We start from the raw sequence: 24,195 nt of genomic DNA, 5'->3' as shown, positions 1-24,195 counted from the left end.
AAAGTGCACATGAGCGATCTCAGTGCACTTTTGAATTTCTACATTAAAAATTGTTCCTCAAGAAAACAAATATTGATAAACAATGTATGCAGCCAGTTTTGCTGTTCTATTGTCTAAATCAAATTTTGGATTGCACTCGGCAATATCTAGAAGTTTGATTTTTCCAGTCTCTTGAATATGCTTAAAAATTGCTTCAAAGGTGGCTAAATCAATTCCTTTTACAGCTGGTGCACTCACCCCCGGCGCAACCGCAGCCGCGAAGACATCTAAATCAATCGTAACGTACAAACAGTCTACTTTTTCAATAAAAGCATCAACCGCCGCAAGTACGTTGTTCAGGTTAAAAATATTAACCTCATGATCACGTAAATATGAGCAATTCAACGCATCGGCTGTATCAAACAAAACTTTAGTATTGGCATGGTTGGCGACCCCAATACATAAATAATTAAATTGTTTTTGATGTTGTTCTGAAAGTCGAGCTGCCTGTAAGAAAGGTGTACCAGAGGTTGCATGCTCTGCTTCACGCAAATCAAAATGGGCATCGAAATTAATAATGCCTATTTTTTTATCTGGCGCATGTGCTTGTACATATTGGAATAAACCGCTAAAGCTGCCAAATGCAACCTCATGTCCACCACCTAGTACAATCGGTTTTAAACCATTTTGTAGGCTATTTGCGACTTGCTCAGCCAACTCAGTTTGTGCTTGCTCTAAATTGTCATATTCGCAGGTCACTGTACCCAAATCAACAATACTGACTGGACGATGGATAGGTAAATTGGCAAGCTGATTACGGATTGCGTCTGGCGCATCAGCAGCACCGACGCGACCTTTATTACGTTTCACGCCTTCATCAGAGCTAAAACCAATCAGCGCAAATTCGGCATGTTGGGTTTTATTCATAATATGATGAATACGTTGGTGTGCTTCACCTTCGCCATCATGGCGGCCTTGCCATTTAAATGTGTGATTCATGTGACACCGTTTAAAAAATAACTTCTTGTCCATGCTGAACGACTCGCTTAGGTAAATCTCCACCAAGCCAGTAAACAATTTCAGATGGATGCTCAATATCCCAAGCCACAAAGTCAGCGACTTTACCCTGCTCTAAACTACCGTGCGTTTGCTCTAAACCGAGTGCTTGTGCAGCATGAATGGTGACACCCGCTAATGCTTGCTCAGGTGTAAGACGGAATAGCGTGCTTCCCATATTCAGCATTAAACGTAAAGAAAGTGCTGGAGATGTACCCGGGTTTAAATCACTCGACAGTGCAATACGCACACCATGTTTAATGAGGCTTTCAACTGGTGGATATTGTGTTTCACGCAATAAATAAAAGGCGCCCGGCAATAACACAGCAACCGTATCCGACTCTGCCATTGCTTTGACATCATCTTCGGTCATGTACTCTAAATGGTCGGCTGACAAAGCATGATAACGTGCTGCCAAGCTTGAACCACCTAGTGATGAAAGCTGTTCCGCATGAAGCTTAACGGGTAAATTTAAAGATTGTGCCGTTTTAAAAACACGTTCAACTTGAGCTGGTGAAAATGCCAGATGTTCACAGAACGCATCAACCGCATCGACTAAACCTTCAGCATGCAGTTTAGGCAGCATTTCTGTACAGATATGCTCGATATAAGCATCGCTTTGATCTTTGTATTCAGGTGGTAAAGCATGAGCAGCCAAACAGGTACTTTTTACCGTCATCGGTAAAGCTTCACCAATTTGACGGATCACACGCAGCATTTTGCGCTCATTTTCGTAATTAAGTCCGTAACCAGACTTAATCTCGATGGTGGTTACACCGTCTTGTTGCATACAGCGAATGCGCTTAAGTGCCGAATTGAGTAATTGTTCTTCGCTTGCTTCACGCGTTGCACGCACTGTACTGGCAATGCCACCACCGCTTGCTGCAATTTCAGCATAACTTACACCTTGCAAGCGTTTTTCAAACTCAACACTACGGTTGCCACCAAATACACTATGCGTATGACAGTCAATAAACCCTGGGGTTACCCAAGCGCCTTTTAAGTCAACTGTTTCGGAATATGTATCGGTAGGAAGTTGTTGTTGTTTTCCAATCCACTGAATGAGATGCCCTTCTGTGACAATTGCAGCATCTTCAATGTAAGAGTATTGCCCATTTTGCATGGTCGCAATGTGGCAATTTTGCCAAAGTTTTTTCATGAGCCTTTCCTCAAAACTGCCCAATAGTTAAACCATTGGGCAGTTCATTTGTTAGCTTTCTATCTCAACATTTTGCTGGATAGGATTATTTTCCTTTCCCAGATTTTGCTCTGGTTTTACCCATATGCGATAAGCAATAGTTAAGAGTACAAGCCATGTTATACCTACATAAATTGCAGGACGTGAATCAGGGAAATAACCCATCATGACTAAAATGAACACCATAAAACCAATCGCGAATGCAGGTGCATATGGCCAGCCCCATACAGGGAAATCAAGCGCCTTAATTTCAGCAGTAGATAATTTACGGCGCATTGCCACTTGCGAAAGCAAAATCATGAGCCAAACCCAGACGGTTGCAAAAGTCGCAATTGACGCAATGATCATGAATACATTTTCAGGAATAAGGTAGTTCAGTACCACACCCGTCAATAGCACACCAGCCATCACCACAACAGTCATCCATGGCACACCATTACGTGACAATTTTTGGAAAATTCGAGGTGCTTGACCACGGTTTGCCATGCCATAAAGCATACGGCCTGCGCCGAATACATCACTGTTAATTGCTGAAACAGCGGCTGTAATCACGACAATATTTAAAATATTTGCTGCTGATTTAATGCCTAAATTTTCAAAAATCTGGACAAATGGACTACCTTGGCTACCAATCTGGTTCCATGGGAAAATCGACATCAGAACAAAAATCGTGAGCACATAAAAAAGTAAAATACGAACCGGAACAGCATTAATTGCTTTTGGCAAAGTCGTTTTCGGATCTTGAGACTCACCCGCTGTAATGCCAATAATCTCAATACCACCAAAGGCAAATACAACTACAGATAAACATGCCACCAAACCTGCAATACCATGCGGCATAAAACCGTCATAAATCCATAGGTTTGAAATGCCCGGTACGAAATTGCTATGATCAGCCTGGAAGCCATAGAACATAAGCCCTAAACCACCTAGAATCATGGCAACAATGGCAGTAACTTTGATAATGGATAACCAGAATTCGAGCTCGCCAAAAACTTTAACGTGAATTAAGTTAATAGCGCCTAAAAACATAATTAACGATAAAATCCAGATCCACCTCGGTACATCGGGATACCAGAATCCCATATAAATACCAAAAGCAGTGACATCGGCAAGTGCAACAATCACCATTTCAAATACATATGTCCAACCTGTGGTAAAACCTGCCAGTGGACTAATGTACTGTGATGCATAGTGGCTAAATGAACCAGATACAGGGTTATGGACAGCCATTTCACCCAGTGCGCGCATAACAATATAAATTGCAATCCCTGCAACGATATACGCTAGTAATACTGAAGGCCCAGCCATTTTAATGGCAGTTGCCGAACCATAGAAAAGCCCAGTTCCAATTGCTGAGCCCAATGCCAAGAAACGAATGTGACGGGTGTTCAACCCCCGCTGTAGTGTGGAGTCTTGTGACATTATAATCTCCAATCCTTGAGGATATTTAGTTAGATTCGGCCACTCCATGTGACCGTTTTATTAATCACACTTCAGATAGACTAGGGAGTAGGTTTGGAATAATTAACTCGTTTAGACAACCACTCGAAAGTAATTCACTTGCCTGTTCAATATCAGGAGCAAAGAAACGGTCTTCGCTGTAGTACGGCACTTGAGCGCGCAAGATTTTACGGGCTTGTTCAAGTTTAGGCGAGCTTTTTAGGCCTTCACGGAAATCTAAACCCTGACAAGCGCCTAACCATTCAACAGCTAGAATGCCGCGAACGTTATCGGCCATTGGCCAAAGTCGTTTACCCGCATTCGGGGCCATCGAAACATGGTCTTCCTGATTCGCTGAAGTCGGTAAACTATCAACACTTGCAGGATGTGCAAGCGCTTTGTTATCACTCGCAAGAGCTGCTGCTGTAACTTGAGCAATCATAAAACCTGAGTTAACGCCACCATTTGCGACCAAGAACGGTGGAAGCTGTGACATGTGGCGGTCCATCATCATTGAAATACGACGTTCTGAAAGTGAACCAATTTCTGCAATTGCCAATGCCAGATTATCTGCCGCCATTGCTACAGGTTCTGCATGGAAGTTACCGCCTGAAATCACATCACCTTCTGCTGCAAAAACAAGAGGGTTATCAGACACTGCGTTTGCTTCAATTGCTAAAACTTCAGCAGCCTGACGGATTTGAGTTAGACATGCACCCATGACCTGTGGTTGGCAACGTAAAGAATACGGATCTTGAACTTTGCTACAGTCTTCGTGTGAATGTGCAATTTCACTTGATTCTGTTAAGAGGTCACGATAAGCCGCAGCCACATCAATTTGACCACGTTGACCGCGTACTTCATGAATACGTGCATCGAACGGTGAACGTGAACCAAGCATTGCTTCGACACTTAAACCACCGCATACAGTTGCAGCAGCAAATAAATCTTCAGCTTCAAACAAACCACGTAAAGCATAAGCGGTCGAAACTTGTGTACCGTTTAGAAGTGCCAAGCCTTCTTTAGCTGCTAAAGAAATTGGCTCTAAGCCTGCAATTTTTAAAGCTTCAACTGCTGGTATCCATTCACCTTTATAGCGTGCTTTACTCTCACCCAACAAAATCAATGACATATGTGCAAGTGGTGCCAAGTCACCCGAAGCACCTACTGAGCCTTTAAGAGGAATGTGCGGATAAACTTCTGCATTAATTAAAGCCAACAATGCATCAATGACTTTACGGCGAATACCTGAGAAACCACGTGCCAAGCTATTTGCTTTCAATAGAATAATTAAACGAACCATTGCATCATCAAGTGGCTCACCTACACCTGCTGCATGCGAAAGAACTAATGAACGCTGTAATTGTTCTAAATCTTCAGGAGCAATCTTGGTTGAAGCAAGTAAACCAAAACCTGTGTTAATGCCATAAGCTGTACGCCCTTCATTTACAATCTGTTCTACACAAGCCACGCTTGCGTTAATTGCAGCTGAAGCACTGTCATCTAATTTAACTTTAATCGGGTTGAGGTAAGCTTGACGTAAATCAGCTAAGGTTAATTTTCCCGGTTGGATCAATAATTCCATGTTGGCTTCCTAATTTTTGGCACTATATTCTGCTGAGACGGTGCTTTTCACAATTGCAAAAAGCACCGCTAGTTTTTCCATGTGTTTTTATTGAGTGATCATTGGCAAGTTTAAGCCTTGCTCTTTCGCACAGTTAATCGCAATTTCATAACCTGCATCGGCATGACGCATAACACCTGTTGCAGGGTCATTGGTCAGTACACGAGCAATACGTGCAGCAGCGTCATCTGTACCATCACACACAATCACAACGCCTGAGTGTTGAGAGAAGCCCATACCTACACCACCACCATGGTGTAGAGACACCCAAGTTGCCCCGCCTGCTGTATTTAACAATGCATTTAATAAAGGCCAGTCTGATACTGCGTCTGAGCCATCTTGCATTGCTTCAGTTTCACGGTTTGGACTCGCAACCGAACCTGAGTCTAAGTGGTCACGCCCAATCACAACTGGTGCTGATAATTCACCACTACGAACCATTTCGTTAAAAGCTAAACCAAGTTTTGCACGTAAGCCTAGACCAACCCAGCAAATACGCGCTGGTAAGCCTTGGAAGCTAATACGTTCACGTGCCATGTCTAACCAGTGATGTAAATGTTCATCATCCGGAATTAACTCTTTAACTTTGGCATCTGTTTTATAAATATCTTCTGGGTCACCAGAAAGCGCTGCCCAACGGAATGGACCAATACCACGGCAGAACAATGGACGAATATATGCAGGTACGAAGCCAGGGAAATCAAAAGCGTTTTCTACGCCTTCTTCTTTCGCCATTTGACGGATGTTATTTCCATAGTCAAATGTTGGAACACCCATTTTTTGGAAATCGAGCATCGCTTGTACATGCTTCGCCATCGACTGTTTTGCAGCTTTTACAACAGCTTCTGGTTCTGTTTTTGCACGTTCACGGTATTCATCCCAAGTCCAACCTACTGGTAAGTAACCATTGAGTGGATCATGTGCACTTGTTTGGTCTGTCACCATGTCTGGACGCACACCACGGCGAACAAGCTCAGGTAAAATTTCAGCAGCGTTACCATGAAGTGCAATTGAAATAACCTTGCCTTCTTTCGTGTAACGGTCAATACGCGCTAAAGCATCATCTAAATCAGTTGCTTGTTCGTCTACATAACGAGTACGTAAACGGAAATCGATACTTGCTTGCTGGCATTCGATGTTTAAAGAACACGCACCTGCAAGTGTTGCAGCTAAAGGCTGAGCGCCACCCATACCGCCTAAACCGGCAGTTAATACCCAACGACCATTTAAATCACCGTTGTAATGCTGGCGGCCTGCTTCAACGAAAGTTTCGTAAGTACCTTGCACAATACCTTGGCTACCAATATAGATCCATGAACCTGCTGTCATTTGACCGTACATTGCTAAAGCTTTTGCATCTAACTCGTTAAAGTGTTCCCAGTTTGCCCAGTGCGGCACAAGGTTTGAGTTTGCAATTAAAACGCGTGGTGCATCTTTATGAGTTTTAAATACACCGACTGGTTTGCCTGATTGAACTAATAGAGTTTCATCAGTTTCAAGATTTTTTAAAGTATCTACAATTTTGTCGAAACATTCCCAGTTTCGTGCTGCACGGCCAATACCACCGTATACAACCAACTCTTTCGGGTTTTCTGCAACGTCCGGATCAAGGTTATTCATCAACATACGTAATGGCGCTTCAGTTAACCAACTTTTAGCTGTCAATTCAGTGCCGCGTGGCGCACGAATTTCTACATCACGAAATTTTGTTGTCGTTGTTGTTGTCACAGGCGGACTCCTTCCTTTGAGCTTACATCAGCAGAACATCACTTGTTTCTGCATTTGTATAGTAATGTATTAACTTGTATATACATCCATATACTACACAAATATTTTACGGCGTGAAGAGGCTTGCTCCTATTTTTTTGAAAAAAATTAATAAGCACATGAATTAAAATAATTTATTTTTATAATCCGCATAAAAAAAGCACATATCCTTTCACTAGATATGTGCTTTTAAAAAATAACTTATTTAGTTTTAACGTTGAATTAACTCAATAACATAACAATTTTTTGCCCAATTCTGAGGGAAATAAACTGATGTAATCGCAGTGGTTTTCTCAATTTTTAGAGTCTCATTAGCAGTGAGTACAAAGGTTTTATCCTCAATCGCTACTTCAGCGGCAGAACCACTATTAAAAATGAAAATCAGGTCTGCTGAACTTAAAAAGGTCTGTGCTTCTGTACCGCCTACTCTCTGAAAACGGGCATGAAATTTTGCAGGATCATAAATTAAATTTAAGTCTCGGATTGCACCGTCAATCAGTTCACTATGCACCTGACTTTCACCATGAAAAGCAAAAATATCGCCCAGCTTTAACGACCTAGCAGGCAGATCATCGACATGTAATACGATGCCTTGCCCATCAAGTACAGTAATAATTCGCTGCTTATTTGGGAACAAGGAAAATGGTCCAGAAGTTGTCACATCTGCCATCGAAATTCGCCAATCAAACTCGATTTCACCTTGGCTTCGCGCAATTTCCAAAGTGTAACCCGCACCATTTTTCCAAAGCATTTTTGTATATTGGTCTGCCTTGAGTACTTCAATCATTGCGTAAATTTGCCTTCGAGATAATAACGACTGCCGGGATAAGTCAGACGGGCACTAGAAATGAGTTGCTTATTGGACCATGTACGACGGCGAATGAGTAAACATGGTTCAGTTTTAGTGATTTTTAACCACTTACACTCTTGCGGAGATGCTAAAACGGCTTCAACAATGTGCTCGCCTTCTGTCACAGGTGCTTTCGCCATTAAGTATGCATTTGGAGTAATGGTTTTAAAGTCTTGTTCTAAATAATCCGGAATGAGTGCTGCATCAACCAAACGATCTTCGACCTGAACTGGCACATCATTTTCATAATGCACAATAATTGAATGAAATAGCTTTTGCCCTTCACGAGTCTGCATTAATACACTTTGCTCTGCATTTGCATAAATTTGTTCTAAAATTAAAACTTCAGCATGGTGCTTATGGTTACGGGCGACAATCTCTTCGGCAATATTATTAATTTGAAAAAGCGCAGTTCGGCCTTGCCCTTCAGCAACGAAAGAACCAACCCCCTGTATACGTACCAATAAACCCTCAGTCGTTAACTCACGTAGCGCACGATTTACTGTCATTCGACTACAACCAAGCTGATTGACCAACTCGCTTTCAGAAGGAATTTTTTTATTTACAGCCCAAGATCCTTCATAAATCTTTTGTGAAATCAGCTGTTTTACGCGTTGATATAAAGGAACTGGACTATCAGCTTCAATCGAAAGCTCAGCATGTTCTTGTTTTGATGTTCTGGGCATAACAAATACTCAAAAAGGCAGCAGGCAAAATCATATTTTAGTTGACATGCTATGTATATACAACCACATACAATATGTTAATTTATGAATTAAATAGATTTTAAAAAGTTTAAAAAATAAACATAGCTCAACAAGAGCTAATTTAAAGTTTTATGTAGATAAATTCAAATATATAAAGGTTTTATCAATATTTATTTAATAATTATTTGTGCTATGCCTTTGCTCCATCCAAGGGCTTCAAAGTGTGGCCTTTTCGGAGTTACGAAATGATGCTTAAAAATTTTATTTAAAATAACTGATCGATAGTATTCTTCTGCCACACAGTATATTAATAAAACTGGAAGCACATCGAATGCGTAATTATAAAATAGATATTCTTCGAGGAATCTCTATCCTTTTGGTTCTTTTACATCATTTTAATATTCCCTATAAACTTAAAGATACATGGTTAGGTTTTAATTTTTTAGGTGAAGCATTTAGTACCTTAGTCGCAAGAAACGGAAATTATGGCGTGACCATGTTTTTTGTGATTTCGGGTTTTTTAATTACCCATCACACTTTAAAAAGAGACAAACAATTCTCCGCAATTAACCTCAAACATTTTTATATCCGACGAGCAGCCCGCATTTTACCGTGTCTGGTTTTACTCATTTTAGGCGTAAGTTTACTTGGGTCATTTGACTTAAAACCCTTTGTAAACCAAGCACCGAATGGCATTGAGGTCTCATATCCCTTAACCATATTTGCAGCTTTAACCTTCTGGATGAATATCCTGATTATCAAATTTGGTTGGGTAAACTACGCTTTGGGCGTGTTGTGGTCACTCTCTGTAGAAGAAGTTTTCTACTTTGTGTTTCCATTATTGTGCCTGCTCACGCGTAGTAATAAGGTATTTATTGCCGTGCTTATTGGAGTAATTTTATACGGACCTTATTTTAGATCTCTACATTTTGGAGAAGAAAGCGGTGCCTATTTATATCATTATTTTTCGAGTTTTGACGGCATAGCCATTGGTTGTTTAACTGCGATTTTTTCTCATAAATATCAGCCAGATTGGGCCTATAAAAAACCTCTTTCTTGGTTCATTATTTTGAGTATGACAGCCCTTTATTTATATGCTCCCATTAAAGAAGTCAGTACATGGGGTATTAGCCTATTTGCTTTTGCCACAGGCATACTCATTTTGTGTTTTCAGCATCCTACGGGAACGCAAGCGCATAGTCTATTTACAAAAATCATGGTCTGGTTGGGGCAAAGAAGTTATGAAACCTATTTGTTTCATCTGGTTGTACTGGGTCTCATGAAGGTTGCTTTTATTCCAGCTCAAACCGACTCTAGCATCAAAATTATGCTTTTAATTGGCTATCTCATTGTGACCTTCATCATCAGTGCAGCAATTGAAAAATATTATTCCACCCCACTTAACAGCTACATTCGAAAGATTTTCATTAAAGACAAATCATAAAAATAAGCCCCTTTAAAATAGGGGCTTATTTAATTAGGCAATCAACATGGTTTCATCATCTTGCTTAAAAGGATTAGACCAGCTCTGCCAAACTTGTGGACCTAAAGCCATTTCTTCATCACTTAATAAACAATGGTCTAATTTTTCTATTAAAGCCTGCTCATCCATTTGCATACCAATGAGAACCAGCTCTTGCCTTGCATCACCTGTTTTTGCATCCCAAACCTTTTTAATTTGTTCGATGCTGTCTAAATCACTTGGCCAGTCTTCTTCTGCAACAGCAGCCCACCAATAACCTGCTAAGCCGTGCCTTGCCATTGCGCCCGCTTGCGACCATGAATAAGCCAATGTCGGTTCGGCAGCCAACCAGAAAAAGCCTTTGGAACGGACGACACCCGGCCATTCAGCCTGTACCAAATCATAAAAACGCTCTGGATGAAAAGGTCGACGCGCACGGTAAACAAAGCTACTGATTCCATATTCTTCGGTCTCTGGCGTATGTTCGCCACGCAATTCTTTTAACCATCCTGGCGCTTGTGCTGCTTCATCAAAATCGAATAACTGTGTATTTAAAATTTTATCTAAACCAATCTTTCCAAATTGAGCAATTTCAATTCGAGCACGTGGGTTTAGAGTTTTTAAAATCGCGATAAGCTGGTCTTGCTGAGCTTGGTCAATCAAATCAATTTTATTCAGCACAATCACATCACAAAACTCAATCTGATCGATAAGAAGATCCACCACAGTTCGTTCATCTTGTTCGCCTAGCGACTCTCCGCGTTGCTGTAGTGAGTCCAGAGAGCTGTAATCTTTAAGGAAGTTAAAAGCATCGACTACCGTAACCATGGTGTCGAGTCGAGCAAACTCATTTAAAGAATTTCCATTTTCGTCTTCAAAAGTAAAGGTTTCTGCGACTGGCAACGGTTCTGAAATGCCTGTTGACTCAATCACTAATTGGTCAAAGCGCCCTTCATCGGCTAAACGTCTAACTTCAACCAGTAAATCTTCTCGTAACGTACAACAAATACAGCCATTACTCATTTCAACCAGCTTTTCATCTGTTCTTGAAAGCTCCGCCCCACCTTCGCGTACTAATGCCGCATCAATATTCACCTCAGACATATCATTCACAATCACGGCAATACGGCGGCCTTCACGATTATTTAAAATATGGTTAAGTAACGTGGTCTTTCCTGCCCCCAAAAAGCCAGATAAAACAGTGACAGGAAGTTTGGCAAATGAGTTGGCGATTGCAGTTCGCATGGCTTGTTCTCTTTGAATAATATTTAAAACTAATCATGACTAACCATTAAATATGGTCAGATGGCAGGCGTTTCTACTTTAACCCACATTAATGTTATGTTATAACATAACCATTGATCAAGTTTTTATTCCAATTTTATTTAAACCAATTCACTTAGTCTTTGAAAAATTTGCTTTTAAAAGCCCTGACACATTGACGTTTTATAGTGGTGATCAGGCCCCCACGCTCTAAAACCTTGGCTATCAATATGAATTTGTCCCGAAGCATACACCCCCAATCCCATTTTGAGTGCTTGTCCTTTGGTTGCCCAGAACTGACAAATTTTGGTTTTGCTTTGTTGAATATTGAACTGGTCTAAGTCACTCGGCTGTTCTGGCCCAATTCGAAAATCCAGCGCTGCATTAAAGACATGTCGAGAAGCATCTGCTCCGCCAGCACAGCGGTTTAAAGATAAAGCTCGATAAACCGATGTCACTTCAAAATCGTTTATTACCCCATCGTTAACCAATGCTTTTAAGATGCTGAGTGTCGGAACGATATTGGACCAAATCTCGCGTGGAGGCACTGCATAGGGTTCAACTCCACATTTTTGCCAATCTCGGGCTGAACGCAATAATTCATGGTCTGGAATTAAAGTAGCAAGACCATTTTTTTGCAGGAATTGCTTGTAAGCCTGTACAGATTGTCGATGCTCCCCTGTTGCTAACCATGCAATATAATCCTCAGGTTGTGGCTTTATTTTGCCGACTATCTTTGAAGGTTGAGGCAACTTGGACTGCGGTTGCAAAGGAATCGTTGGCTTGGGTGTTTGGGTACTACATGCAGTGAGAGATAATAAAAGTAAACCTAAATAACGCTTCATAAATATGCTCTATCTTCACCAAAAAAGGGAAAGATGCTCATCATTAAATTCAAGAAATGTTATATTATAACAATAATAAAATCTTTTACTTTCTGTTGCTAAATTTTAAAAATAAAAAAGGACGTATGAGATACGTCCTTTTATGGTTGAATCAATCTTACAAATCAGCTTCAAGTGCAGGCACAGGTTGCTCTGCTTTCAACTTACGACGTTTAAATTGATAAGCCACCATTAAACATAGAATCCATCCAGGAATCATCATGACTGCAATACGCATGTCTGGTGTTAAAGACATTACAACTAAAATGCCCAACATAAACACGATGCAAAGATAGTTGCTAAATGGATACATAAAGCTTGGGAACTTTGTAGTTTGACCTTGGCTTTGCGTGTATTTACGGAATTTTAAATGAGTCCATGAAATTACAACCCAGTTAATCACAATGGCTGCTACAACCAACATCATGAGCAAACCAAATGCTTTTTCAGGGAAAATGTAATTTAACAACACACATAAAATAGTCACTGCAGCAGAAAGAATCACTGCATTGGTTGGAATACCGCGTTTATTAATATGTGCAAATGCTTTTGGTGCATTTCCTTGTTGTGCAAGACCCAATAGCATACGGCTACTGCAATAACTCGTACCGTTATAAACTGAAACCGCAGCAGTCAAAATCACAAAGTTCAGCAACGTTGCAATGCCTTGGCTATCTAAAGAAGCAAAGACCATCACAAACGGGCTACCGCCTTCAGCCATTTGGTTCCACGGGAATAGCGAGAATAAAACCAAAAGTGTCGCAATATAGAAAATCAAAATACGGTAGATAATTTGATTCACAGCTTTAGGTAAGGTTTTATCCGGATCACGTGCTTCAGCCGCAGTAATACCAAAAAGTTCGATACCACCAAAAGCAAAAATAATGACCGCCATTGCCATCACTAAGCCTTCAACACCAAATGGGAAAAAGCCACCGAGTGCCCAAAGGTTGCTGATACTGGCTTGCGGACCAGCTGTACCAGTTGCTAGTAAATATGAACCAAAACCAATCATTGCCAGAATTGCCAGAATTGCCAGAATTGCCAAGATTTTGACAATAGAAAACCAGAATTCCATTTCGCCAAAAAACTTAACATGCAGCAAATTAATGCCGTTAATTAAGACAAAGAAGGTTAAAGCAGATGCCCACGTTGGAATTTGCGGCCACCAATATTGAATATAAAGACCAATTGCGCTTAGTTCTGCCATACAAACGAGGACATTCAGTACCCAGTAATTCCATCCAGACATGAACCCAGCAAATGGTCCCCAATATTTGTAGGCAAAATGACTAAAAGACCCACTTACTGGCTCTTCAACCACCATCTCACCAAGCTGACGCATCATTAAAAAAGCAATAAATCCTGCAATTGCATAGCCAAGGATGACCGATGGACCTGCTAATTTAATCGATTGTGATATACCAAGAAAAAGCCCTGTGCCAATCGCCCCACCCAATGCAATAAGTTGGATGTGCCGATTACTCAAACCGTGTTTCAGGTTTCCTTGCTCTTGTGCTGACATATGATTATTCTCATCCTTGTCACGTAATTTTTTTCCAATAAATTACGTATATCATAAATTAATCAAACTTTCATAGAGATTCATGAAAAAATAATTGCGTGACTTTTCTCATGACCGCGAATGAAAACAGAAAATACAAGAAATGACAATTATTATGAAATGTGTAATTAAATTATGTATTGCGTAATTTGATGAATTCAGTATTATAGAGGCATGAAGCAATTGGTTGTGCTCGGTCTATATCAAACTCATAAGACAAAAGATGCTCTCAGCAAAGGTTAAAAACTTATTGAGTAGCTCAGTCCTAGACCGAACTTTTATTTGTATATGACCCGAGATAAAGACAAGGACGCGAAAATGGAACAAAACCTAAATTCTTTTATTGAAGTTTCACCTCAATCTGATTTCACTATTCATAATTTGCCTTATGGTATTTTTAGCAGAACTGCCGAAAGCGAACGCCAAGTCGGTGTAGCTATTGGTGATTGGGTCATTGATCTCGCTGCTCTTGAAAAGCATGGTCTTTTACAACTTTCAAGCCACGACACCTACTTTAATCAACCGACCCTGAATAAATTTATTGAGTCTGGCAAAGCAAACTGGTCAAAAGTGCGTAAGACACTACAGTCTCTTCTCTCGGCTGATAATTTAACGCTTCAACAAAATGAAGCATTACGTCAGGAAGTATTGGTTAAACAAGACAGCGTGACTTTGCATTTACCTGTTCAAGTACCTGGTTACACCGATTTCTATTCTTCTAAAGAACATGCGACTAATGTGGGTTGTATGTTCCGCGACCCAAAAAATGCCTTGCTTCCAAACTGGACTGAATTACCTGTCGGTTATAACGGCCGTGCTAGCTCTGTTGTAGTCAGTGGCACTCACGTCGTACGTCCATCTGGACAAATTAAACTTCCAAATGAAGAGCGCCCAGTTTTTTCTGCAACGCGTAAACTCGATTTTGAACTTGAAACAGCGTTTATTGTGGGTAAACCAACGCAGCTCGGTCAGCCTATCGCTATTGAAGATGCTTGGGATCATATTTTTGGAATGGTATTGCTCAATGACTGGTCAGCACGCGATATCCAGCAATGGGAATATGTTCCACTCGGCCCTTTTAACGCTAAAACTTTTGCCAGTTCGATTTCACCTTGGGTCGTGACGCTTGAAGCACTTGAACCATTTAAAGTTGACGGCCCGAAACAAGACCCTAAGCCAATGGGCTATTTACAAGAAAATATCGCTAATAGTTACGACATTAATTTGAGTGTTGAAATTCAAACGCCGAAATCGACACAAACTGACGTGATCTGTAAAACCAATTTCAAATATATGTATTGGTCTATGTCTCAGCAGCTCACTCACCATACCATTGCTGGTTGTAATGTTCAGGTTGGTGACCTAATGGGTTCAGGTACCATTTCAGGTTCTACACCAGATTCGTATGGCAGTTTGCTTGAGCTTACATGGAACACAACTAAGCCGTTAACACTTGCCAATGGTGAAACTCGTGGGTTCTTACAAGATGGCGATACGCTCATCATGAAAGGCCACTGTGAGAAAAATGGAATTCGTGTCGGGTTTGGTGAAGTGAAAAATACAGTTCTTCCTGCATTAACGTTCGATTTTGCCGAAACTTCGGAGCCTGACTATGAAGCTGTATAGTTACTTTCGTAGCTCTGCAGCCTACAGAGTACGGATTGGTCTAAACATTAAAGGTTTAGCTTATGAAACTGTTCCGGTACATCTAGTAAAAAACGAACAGCAAAGCGAAGACTATTTAAAGTTAAACCCTAGTGCTCTGGTCCCGACTTTAATTGACGGCGATTTAACCTTGTCTCAATCGTTAAGTATTTTGGAATATCTGGATGAACAATATCCAGAAACCAAATTACTCCCAAGAGATGTGCAAGAGAGAGCTAAAGTCCGTGCTTTTGCACAAGCTATTGCCTGTGATATGCACCCCTTAAATAATCTGCGCATTCTGAAATATTTAAAAAATGAGTTAAATGTTTCAGATGAGCAAAAAAATTATTGGTATCAGCACTGGATTCTTGAAGGTTTTCAAAATCTGGAACAGCAACTACAAAATTCGAATGGCCAATTTTGCTTTGGACACGAAGCAACAATTGCCGATTGCTGTCTGATTCCACAGGTTTACAACGCGAAACGCTTCAAGATTGATTTATCTGCGTTTCCAAAAATTGAATCGATTTATCACCATTGTTTGTCTATCCCAGCCTTTTATAACGCGGCGCCAGAACAACAACCAGATTGGGAATAGTAAAAAGGAGTTTTAATATGACATTTGCCATTAAAAAAATACATCACGTTGCATATCGTTGTAAGGATGCAAAAGAAACTGTTGAGTGGTATAAAAAAATGCTCAACATGGACTTCATTTTAGCTTTTGCTGAAGACCATGTCCCATCAACTAAAGCTTTTGACCCATATATGCATTTATTCTTAGATGCAGGTCAAGGCAACGTTTTGGCATTTTTTGAATTGCCAACTCAACCAGAAATGGGCCGAGACGAAAATACGCCTCAATGGGTACAGCATATTGCTTTTGAAGTCGAAGATGTAAATGCGCTGATGGCTGCGAAGCAACATTTAGAAGAAAATGGTGTGAAAGTTTTGGGCGTAACTAATCATGGTATTTTCCACTCAATTTATTTCTTTGACCCAAATGGCCACCGTTTAGAACTTACCTATAACGATGTGCGCGCTGAAGAAAAAATTGCAAAAATTACTGAAGAAATGAAAGCAGAAATGCTTGAGGAATGGAGCAAAACTAAACGCGCTCCTCACCACACACATTTCTTGCATGAAGAAGAGTTAGGAACCTAATTTTTAAAGATCGATCTAAAAAGTCGGCATTGATTAGAATTGTTAAAAACAGCTCTATATCAATGCCGATTTATATTATTTAAAACTGCTAAATTTCTAGAAAATCGCGCTACAAATGAGAGTATGGTGATTTTAGAAAATTGTTGATTATTAAACATGCCAATTTCGCTAATAGAAAAAGGTGATTTCTATTTCTCACTAGGCTCAGGCATGATGTAAAACGCAGCAATTTCAATTTATGTTTTGAACATCACTGTTTAACAACTGAAGTAACTTTATTAAGGGTATTTAAATGATTGAAGAAAAAGTATCTGGGGGGGTTCAATCACTTGAAGTCGGTTTATCTGTACTAAATGCCCTTTTAGAGCACAATCAACCTATTATTCTCAAAGACCTGTCTAGCAAGCTAGAAATGCATCCTGCGAAGGTACATCGCTATCTCGTTAGTCTTATTCGCATGGAATATGCAAAACAGCTTGATGATGGGCAATATGCTTTGGGCGATCAAGCATGGCGCTTAGGTCTAAACTGTGTTCAGCATAGCGACACCCTACAACTGGTACAGCATTTAATTTACGACCTACAAAACAAAATTGGTTGCGGCATACAAATCAGTAAATGGTCGCCTAAAGGCCCAGTGGTTGTTCAATCGATTGAATCTAACCACCCTATTTCGATTGTCACCAAAGTCGGCTCGATCATGCCTTTAGTCAATTCTGCTGCGGGACGTTTATTTGCTTCTTACCTTCCAGAGCATTTTGTTCGTCCATTAATGGAAGCAGAATGGCAAAAGCATCAAGAACTTGGTCTGCACATCGCTCCACAAAACTGGCAAGCGTTTACAGAGCTTAAAGAAACGATTCGCCAACAACAAATGTCGGCAGCGAAAGGTGATTTACTAACAGGAATTAATGCTGTTGGTTTACCTGTGTTTAACTCAAATCAGAGCATCGAGTTTTGTATTGTCGCGCTGGATAGCGAAATGTTTTTACCAGTCGACCCTCACAGTAAAACGATTGAAATCTTAAAAAGTGAAGTGAAGCTCATCAATCAATATATTAAAAGTCGCTAATCAATAGCCATAAAAAAACCAAGAGATCAAACTCTTGGTTTTTTTAGATCAGAAACAAAGCTCAGCTTATTTAGTTTCCAGAACACCACGGCGAATCTGGTCACGTTCAATTGACTCAAATAATGCCTTGAAGTTACCTTCACCAAAGCCATCATCATCTTTACGTTGAATAAATTCGAAGAAGACTGGACCAATCATGTTTTCAGAGAAAATTTGCAATAACAGTTTCTTCTGACCATCTTTGGTATTGCCGTCTAGCAAAATACCACGCTGTTTTAACTCGTCAGTCGGCTCACCATGCTCAGGTAAACGCTCTGGTAGCATTTCATAATAAGTATTAGGCGGTGGTGTCATAAATTTCAGACCGAGGCCTTTTAACTTATCCCAAGTCGAAATTAAGTCATCACAAATAAACGCGATATGCTGAATCCCTTCGCCATTAAAGTCAGACAGGAACTCTGCAATTTGGCCGTTTCCTTTATCTGAATCTTCATTTAATGGAATACGGATCATGCCGTCTGGCGCTGTTAATGCTTTAGACGTTAAGCCTGTATATTCGCCTTTAATATCAAAGTAACGAATTTCTTGGAAGTTAAAGATTTTTTCATAGAAGTTTGCCCAATACTCCATACGGCCTTTGTAGACGTTATGAGTTAAATGGTCAATTTCATTTAAGCCTGCACCCACTGGATGTCTTTGGGCATCATCAAAGAAAACAAAGTCGTTTTCATAAATATCGCGGTCAACTAAAAAGATTGGCATGCCACCAATACCTTTAATTGCCGGAATGTTAAGCTCCATTGGCCCAACTTTTGAATACATTGGTTCAGCACCAAGCTCTACTGCTTTCTGGAAAGCTTTTGCTGCATCACGTGTTTTAAAGCCCATCGCACAAGCCGATGGACCATGTTCATTAAAGAAGAATGAAGCATAAGATTCTGGCTGATAATTCAGGATAATATTGATATTTCCTTGACGCCATAAGTACGCTTCTTTCGATTTATGCTTGGCTACTTTTGAAAAGCCGATTGTTTCAAAAACTGGATCTAATTCATTTTCTTTTGAAACAAACTCAATAAATGCAAAACCGCATAATTCTAATGGGTTCTCTAAAATATCCATCTAGTTTCCCTCTGGTGATTACCTGTTCCGTTTATCTCTATTGCTGATCAATTCAGCTCCTTTCTCTATAGAATACGTATTTATTGGGTAGGTCTTGAACCGTCAAAATGCCTTAACCCAACGCATCCTATGAGAAAAAAACGAATCACTAAAACGAAGATATGAAGAGCGTGAAGCTTTTGATGATTAATTCCCGTTCCATTTGGTGTTTGTTTTCCATACACACTATCCTTTCTTATCTAAAAGTACGATTGAGATTTTTCACTAAACCCTTAAAAATCGTCTTTTCCTAAAATCATGTATAGATTTATGGAGACCAACATCCTTGTTGGATCTCCAATGGCCATTTACCTTAAAACAGATGCTACTAAAAACAATTAAATTATGCAATACATAACTTAATTATGAATTGCATAATTTAAGTAATCTTTTAATTTGTCTGTTTCTAAAATGAATTGTCATATTCCATATTCTGTTTATGATTCTTAATCTTCAAAAATCTCACCTGCTTTGAGTTTGGAAAACTATGCTTTTAGTCAGCGCATGTTTAATTGGCGAACCTGTTCGTTATGACGGTAAATCTTGCCTAAATATTTTACTTAAGCAGCTGTTAATCAATAAAAAAGCTCATGCTCTTTGTCCAGAGTTATTAGGTGGTTTTACCACTCCGCGCTTACCCGCAGAAATTGTGGGAGGTACAGGACAAGATGTGCTAGATGGCAAAGCAAAAATTACCGATTCATCTGGTTTAGATGTAACAACGTTATATTTAAAAGGTGCTTACCGCACTCTAGAAATTGCACAGCACATAAAAGCAAGCTGTGTCGTCTTAAAAGAAAATAGTCCGTCTTGTGGTAGTCAAAAAATTTATAATGGCACGTTTCAAGGAGAGAAAATTTCGGGAGTTGGGATTACCACGGCACTGTTGCAGCGCCATGGTTTTGAGGTGATTTCTGAAAACGAGATTGAAGATTGGTTAGCAGAACATCCGCTTTAAGGTTGTGTTGGTCTACTCAATCAAAATCCTCTTAATTGTTTTCTAAAACGGAAACAGGTGGCACTCAATAGGCAAGCCACTAAATAACTTATAGCTGCCATCCACCAAAAACCATAAACTCCCATCGCAGAAATCGAGATATTCTGCCAATGCAGCCCTTTATAGGCCATCCACCAACCACCGCCTAATCCGAAAAATAACACCACGACCAAGAAAATTAGCATCGGTAAAATCGACACATCCCAACAGCGTAACAAAGAGGTCAATAACGCCATTAAGCCATCTAGAAAATGAAACATACAGACAATCAACAACAAGGATGCAGCCAAAATCTGCACGGCCAAATCATCTGAATAGAACGTAACAATTAAGTCCCGCTCCAACCATAAACACAGAGACAGAATGCCACTCACTGCCATAATCACCCATATACTTTGTGTGGCAATTTTATCTGCTTCTTCCATGTTCCCGCTGCCCATAGATCGCGATACCAAAATGCTATAAGCCGAGGCAATGGAGGAAGGGATAATAAACATGAAGCCGCCAGTGCTTGCGACAATTTGATGGGCTGCTGACACTACACTCCCAAAAGGCAAAATCAGAATAGCAACCGAACAAAATGCAACGACGTCCATCAACGCCATGATTGCTGTCGGTATCCCTATTTTTAAAATCATCCACAGACTTTGTCGGCTATCTTCAGCCGACTGTTCGGAATGCTCAATAAAGATGTATCCTTTTTCCAAGAAAAACAGGTAATAAACAGCCAGCATAAACCACCTTACAATGAGAGTGGCTAACAAAGCCCCTATCGCACCGAGTGGCGGAATTGAAAATAAAGCGACACCATAAATTAAAAGATAGGACAAAATAATTTTAAGAATGAAGAAAATGCTATCTGATAGTAAAACCTTATGCGCATTTTCAGTGACCTGAGACAAAGCTGTAAATAAACGCATTAGTAAATGCGCAGGTAAAATAAATACCAAAGCCCAAATACAGTTTTTAGTAATTGAAATGACATGTTCAGATGCACCAAACAATTTTGGTAAATCACGGAACAAGTAAAGCAAGCCAATACTAATCAATGCCGAACATAACATCAGCCAGATGCCTTGAATAAAAATCTGACGAATGCGTGGTATGTTGTGGCAACCATAAGCTTCCGAGAGCTTGAGGATCACACCTTGCAGAATACCCATACCAATGACATAAATCACTGTATATAGAGATAAGGTCACCGATAATGCGGCTACATGGTCATTACTAAAATGCCCTACATAAGCAATATCAATCAATCCACTTAAAACTAGAATTAAATTGCTTGAGAGCATGGGAATAAATAATTTAAAAATCTGATTCATCTAGGAAATACCTTATTTTTCTTTGCGATTTATACTCATATTCACGTTATTTTTAGTGCATCAATCCAAAGCAAAAGACATACCAGTTCTAAATTCAGCTCCCATAAAATTTGTTTTAAATGAAAAGGCCAAACTATTCGTTTGGCCTTCTTTTGTAATGTATGCTGTTTATACAGTTATTCTTGTTTGTGTTTACTCGCCCAATAAGTCGCAAGTGCAGGCCCAGAAATATTGTGCCAAAGGCTGAAAATCGCACTTGGTACTGCTGTAATCGGGGAAGCCGAAAAATGTACCGCTGCAAGAGCAACACCTAAGCCTGAGTTCTGCATACCCACCTCAACAGCAATTGCTTTGCTATCGGCATAAGGTAATTTAAAGAATCGTGCTGCTGCAAAACCTAATAAATATCCAAGCCCATTATGTAATATCACTACAGCCAAAATGAGCAAGCCCGATTGTAGAATGGCTGCTTTGCTCCCACCAATAATGGCTGCCACAATTGCTACAATTGCAATCACTGAAACTAAAGGCATGACTTGAATATAGGACTCGACCTGACGTTTTAGCCATGTTCTTAAAATTAGACCAACGACAATAGGAAGCAGTACTACTTGTAAAATTGAAACGAACATAGAAGCTGCATCAATTTTTAGCCACTGACTAGCAAGCAGATAGAAAATTGCTGGAGTTAAAATAGGCGCTAAAAGTGTTGAAACTGAAGTACAGGCCACCGATAAAGCCACATTGCCTTTAGCCATATAGGTAATGACATTTGAAGCCGTTCCACCGGGGCAACACCCCACTAAAATGACTCCAACCGCGATTTCAGGGGGTAGTTGAAATAATTTACATAAGACAAATGCTAAACCCGGCATGACCACAAACTGTGCCACTACCCCAATCAACACCGCTTTAGGACTTTGTAGCACACCTTTAAAGTCGTCTACGGTCATGGTCATTCCCATGCCAAGCATAATAATGCCCAGAATCCATGGAATATAAGCCTTTAGCCAGACAAAAAACTCAGGCTGCCATAGCGCCAATGCTGCAAAAACAATCACCCATAGGGCAAAAGTTTTTTGAATAAATTGGGTAAAGCGCAGTAATGCTGACATACTTTCGTTCCCTAAAAATTAAAATACTAGAGCAATAGACTTAGCGCTCACTCAACAGATCCGTAGACTGAATACGGACAACCCCTTGTTGCTTCATGGTTTGCCATGCCTGTTCTAACGAACCATTTAAATCAATACCTTTACAAGCATCTTCAACCACTAAAGTTTTAAAACCTTGTTTGATTGCATCTAAAGCAGTCCATGCCACACAAAAGTCGGTCGCAATTCCAACCACATACACCGTATCAATGCCACGCTCTTTTAAGTAACCTGTTAAACCAGTCATTGTGGACTGATCTGCTTCCATAAAAGCCGAATAACTATCAATATCGGCATGAAAGCCTTTTCGAATAATGAGTTGAGCTTTCGGAATATTTAAATCAGGATGAAAATCGGCATCTTTGGTGCCTTGTACGCAATGTTTAGGCCAAAGCACCTGCGGTCCATAGGCAAGTTCAATGGTTTCAAAAGGCTGCTTGCCCGAATGATTTTGTGCAAAAGATATATGATTATCTGGGTGCCAATCTTGCGTCAGAACAACATTTTCAAAACAATCAGCAAGTTGGTTAATCGTTGGAATAATTGTGTCGGCGTCAGCAACTGCTAAATTTCCACCCGGTGTAAAACCATTTTGTACATCAACTACGATTAAAGCCGCATTTTGTGGTTGTTTATTCATTTTCATGTCATCTTCAATCCCAACAGGGAAAATTGCATTCTATCTTGCCATAAAAAAAGCCAATATTAAGTAAGGCTCAGTTGAATCAAGCTGTATTGTTATATTTACGAACCCTTCTCACCCCTGCAATACGAATACATCCTATCTTTTCCTCAAGTTTACATAGCGATTATCCGTTAGGCGTATTGTTCTTATGCGTCTGATCAGTCATAATTTGCATAATTGTCATTCAACAATCTGTTATTGTTAGAACTGGACAATCAAAATACTGCAACCATCCCACATTTTGTTTTTCTTACCTCAGATTCGGATGGATAAATAGGATATTTTTAAAAATGACTCAGCAAGCACAGACCATTCAAGGCTCAATCGTCGCAATCGTCACACCAATGTTGAAAGATGGTGGTGTAGATTGGAAGGGTCTTGAGAAGCTGGTTGAGTGGCACATAGAACAAGGTACAAACAGTATTGTAGCCGTCGGTACTACCGGCGAAGCCTCAACATTGAGCATGGAAGAGCACACACAGGTTATTAAAGAAATTATTCGTGTAGCCAATAAACGTATTCCAATTATTGCCGGTACTGGTGCAAACTCAACCCGTGAAGCAATCGAATTAACTAAAGCTGCTAAAGATCTTGGCGCAGATGCAGCCTTACTTGTTACGCCATATTATAATAAGCCAACTCAAGAAGGCCTCTACCAACACTATAAAGCGATTGCTGAAGCCGTAGAATTACCACTTATTCTTTATAACGTACCTGGCCGTACAGGTGTAGATCTTGCAAACGATACAGCTGTACGTTTAGCAGAGATCCCTAATATTGTCGGTATTAAAGACGCAACAGGTGATGTACCTCGCGGTAAAGCTTTAATTGACGCTTTAGACGGCAAGATGGCTGTGTACTCAGGTGACGACGAAACTGCATGGGAACTTATGCTTCTTGGTGCAGACGGCAATATCTCTGTTACAGCAAATGTTGCACCTAAAGCCATGAGCGAAGTATGTGCTGTTGCGATTGCCAAAGATGAACAACAAGCGAAGACGATTAACAATAAGATTGCAAATTTACACAATATTCTATTTTGCGAATCAAACCCAATTCCTGTGAAATGGGCACTACATGAGATGGGACTGATTGATACTGGTATTCGTTTACCACTCACTCCTCTCGCTGAGCAATATCGCGAACCTCTCCGCAATGCCCTAAACGATGCGGGAATTATTTAATAAGAGCAA

The 24,195-nt window shown here is 40.1% G+C and carries 21 protein-coding genes; 7 read left to right on the top strand and 14 right to left on the bottom strand.

Annotated features, from left to right (window positions below; genetic code table 11):
* Positions 1–57 precede the first annotated feature (57 nt).
* From hutG to hutC, 7 genes are all read right to left on the bottom strand, one after another.
* Positions 58–978 (bottom strand): formimidoylglutamase, encoded by a 921-nt coding sequence (hutG, locus tag RMB03_RS04800; RefSeq protein WP_151744763.1) that lies wholly within the window; start codon positions 976–978, stop codon positions 58–60.
* A 10-nt stretch (positions 979–988) separates the two neighbouring features.
* The gene (hutI, locus tag RMB03_RS04795) at positions 989–2,194 is read right to left on the bottom strand and encodes an imidazolonepropionase (RefSeq protein WP_311074316.1); all 1,206 of its coding nucleotides are present in this window, start codon (positions 2,192–2,194) and stop codon (positions 989–991) included.
* A gap of 51 nt (positions 2,195–2,245) precedes the next feature.
* Positions 2,246–3,658 (bottom strand): amino acid permease, encoded by a 1,413-nt coding sequence (locus RMB03_RS04790; RefSeq protein ID WP_311074314.1) that lies wholly within the window; start codon positions 3,656–3,658, stop codon positions 2,246–2,248.
* A gap of 64 nt (positions 3,659–3,722) precedes the next feature.
* Positions 3,723–5,261 carry a histidine ammonia-lyase gene (hutH, locus tag RMB03_RS04785; protein ID WP_003654215.1) on the bottom strand — a complete coding sequence of 513 codons (1,539 nt, stop codon included), beginning with the start codon at positions 5,259–5,261 and terminating at the stop codon, positions 3,723–3,725.
* 87 nt (positions 5,262–5,348) lie between these two features.
* Entirely contained in the window at positions 5,349–7,028 is a 1,680-nt protein-coding gene (gene hutU, locus RMB03_RS04780) for a urocanate hydratase (RefSeq protein WP_004640122.1), read from the bottom strand.
* Positions 7,029–7,278: 250 nt separating this feature from the next.
* A complete protein-coding gene (locus RMB03_RS04775) occupies positions 7,279–7,854 on the bottom strand; it encodes a HutD family protein (RefSeq protein WP_311074308.1) in 576 nt (191 codons plus the stop codon).
* Positions 7,851–8,603, bottom strand: coding sequence for a histidine utilization repressor (gene hutC / locus RMB03_RS04770; protein ID WP_017391094.1), 753 nt, complete (start codon positions 8,601–8,603; stop codon positions 7,851–7,853). Before hutC ends, RMB03_RS04775 begins: the two co-directional genes overlap by 4 nt.
* A gap of 352 nt (positions 8,604–8,955) precedes the next feature.
* Between hutC and RMB03_RS04765 the strand changes: the two genes are divergently transcribed.
* The gene (locus RMB03_RS04765) at positions 8,956–10,068 is read left to right on the top strand and encodes an acyltransferase (RefSeq protein ID WP_311074306.1); all 1,113 of its coding nucleotides are present in this window, start codon (positions 8,956–8,958) and stop codon (positions 10,066–10,068) included.
* Positions 10,069–10,101: 33 nt separating this feature from the next.
* Here the strand turns inward: RMB03_RS04765 and zigA are convergent, their stop codons facing one another.
* The 3 genes from zigA to RMB03_RS04750 all read right to left on the bottom strand — a co-directional run bounded on the left by zigA (position 10,102) and on the right by RMB03_RS04750 (position 13,758).
* A complete protein-coding gene (gene zigA, locus RMB03_RS04760) occupies positions 10,102–11,331 on the bottom strand; it encodes a zinc metallochaperone GTPase ZigA (protein ID WP_311074305.1) in 1,230 nt (409 codons plus the stop codon).
* A gap of 176 nt (positions 11,332–11,507) precedes the next feature.
* Positions 11,508–12,194 carry a D-Ala-D-Ala carboxypeptidase family metallohydrolase gene (locus RMB03_RS04755; protein ID WP_005037877.1) on the bottom strand — a complete coding sequence of 229 codons (687 nt, stop codon included), beginning with the start codon at positions 12,192–12,194 and terminating at the stop codon, positions 11,508–11,510.
* A 157-nt stretch (positions 12,195–12,351) separates the two neighbouring features.
* Positions 12,352–13,758 carry an amino acid permease gene (locus tag RMB03_RS04750; protein ID WP_311074302.1) on the bottom strand — a complete coding sequence of 469 codons (1,407 nt, stop codon included), beginning with the start codon at positions 13,756–13,758 and terminating at the stop codon, positions 12,352–12,354.
* A 357-nt stretch (positions 13,759–14,115) separates the two neighbouring features.
* Here RMB03_RS04750 and fahA point away from each other — a divergent pair, with 357 nt between their 5' ends.
* The 4 genes from fahA (at position 14,116) to RMB03_RS04730 (ending at position 17,680) form a co-directional block, all read left to right on the top strand.
* Positions 14,116–15,423, top strand: a complete 1,308-nt coding sequence (gene fahA, locus RMB03_RS04745; RefSeq protein WP_311074299.1) for a fumarylacetoacetase — start codon at positions 14,116–14,118, stop codon at positions 15,421–15,423.
* Positions 15,410–16,042: a maleylacetoacetate isomerase gene (maiA, locus tag RMB03_RS04740; protein ID WP_005044391.1), complete on the top strand. Its 633-nt coding sequence runs from the start codon at positions 15,410–15,412 to the stop codon at positions 16,040–16,042. Before fahA ends, maiA begins: the two co-directional genes overlap by 14 nt.
* 17 nt (positions 16,043–16,059) lie before the next feature.
* Positions 16,060–16,608, top strand: a complete 549-nt coding sequence (locus RMB03_RS04735) for a VOC family protein (protein WP_016139785.1) — start codon at positions 16,060–16,062, stop codon at positions 16,606–16,608.
* Between the two features lie 292 nt (positions 16,609–16,900).
* Entirely contained in the window at positions 16,901–17,680 is a 780-nt protein-coding gene (locus tag RMB03_RS04730) for an IclR family transcriptional regulator (protein WP_311074295.1), read from the top strand.
* Between the two features lie 66 nt (positions 17,681–17,746).
* Here RMB03_RS04730 and hppD read toward each other — a convergent pair whose 3' ends face one another.
* Positions 17,747–18,802 (bottom strand): 4-hydroxyphenylpyruvate dioxygenase, encoded by a 1,056-nt coding sequence (gene hppD, locus RMB03_RS04725; protein ID WP_005037867.1) that lies wholly within the window; start codon positions 18,800–18,802, stop codon positions 17,747–17,749.
* 526 nt (positions 18,803–19,328) lie between these two features.
* On the opposite strand from hppD, the gene RMB03_RS04720 reads away from it, so the two are divergent.
* Complete coding sequence (locus RMB03_RS04720; protein WP_005037864.1) at positions 19,329–19,799, top strand: DUF523 domain-containing protein; 471 nt, start codon at positions 19,329–19,331, stop codon at positions 19,797–19,799.
* A gap of 20 nt (positions 19,800–19,819) precedes the next feature.
* On the opposite strand, the gene RMB03_RS04715 is transcribed toward RMB03_RS04720, so the two are convergent.
* From RMB03_RS04715 to pncA, 3 genes are all read right to left on the bottom strand, one after another.
* The gene (locus RMB03_RS04715; protein WP_311074288.1) at positions 19,820–21,163 is read right to left on the bottom strand and encodes an MATE family efflux transporter; all 1,344 of its coding nucleotides are present in this window, start codon (positions 21,161–21,163) and stop codon (positions 19,820–19,822) included.
* Positions 21,164–21,339: 176 nt separating this feature from the next.
* A complete protein-coding gene (locus RMB03_RS04710; RefSeq protein WP_311074285.1) occupies positions 21,340–22,278 on the bottom strand; it encodes a bile acid:sodium symporter family protein in 939 nt (312 codons plus the stop codon).
* Positions 22,279–22,318: 40 nt separating this feature from the next.
* Positions 22,319–22,963, bottom strand: coding sequence for a bifunctional nicotinamidase/pyrazinamidase (gene pncA, locus RMB03_RS04705; RefSeq protein ID WP_311074283.1), 645 nt, complete (start codon positions 22,961–22,963; stop codon positions 22,319–22,321).
* Between the two features lie 329 nt (positions 22,964–23,292).
* Here pncA and dapA point away from each other — a divergent pair, with 329 nt between their 5' ends.
* On the top strand, positions 23,293–24,186 hold the full coding sequence (gene dapA / locus RMB03_RS04700) for a 4-hydroxy-tetrahydrodipicolinate synthase (RefSeq protein ID WP_005037855.1): 894 nt from the start codon (positions 23,293–23,295) through the stop codon (positions 24,184–24,186).
* Positions 24,187–24,195 lie beyond the last annotated feature (9 nt).

It is taken from the genome of Acinetobacter sp. V91_7 (genome assembly GCF_031799075.1).
Taxonomy (GTDB): Bacteria; Pseudomonadota; Gammaproteobacteria; order Pseudomonadales; family Moraxellaceae; genus Acinetobacter; species Acinetobacter calcoaceticus.
Note: the sequence above shows the minus strand (reverse complement) of the source record. Positions and strands in the feature narration are given on the sequence as shown.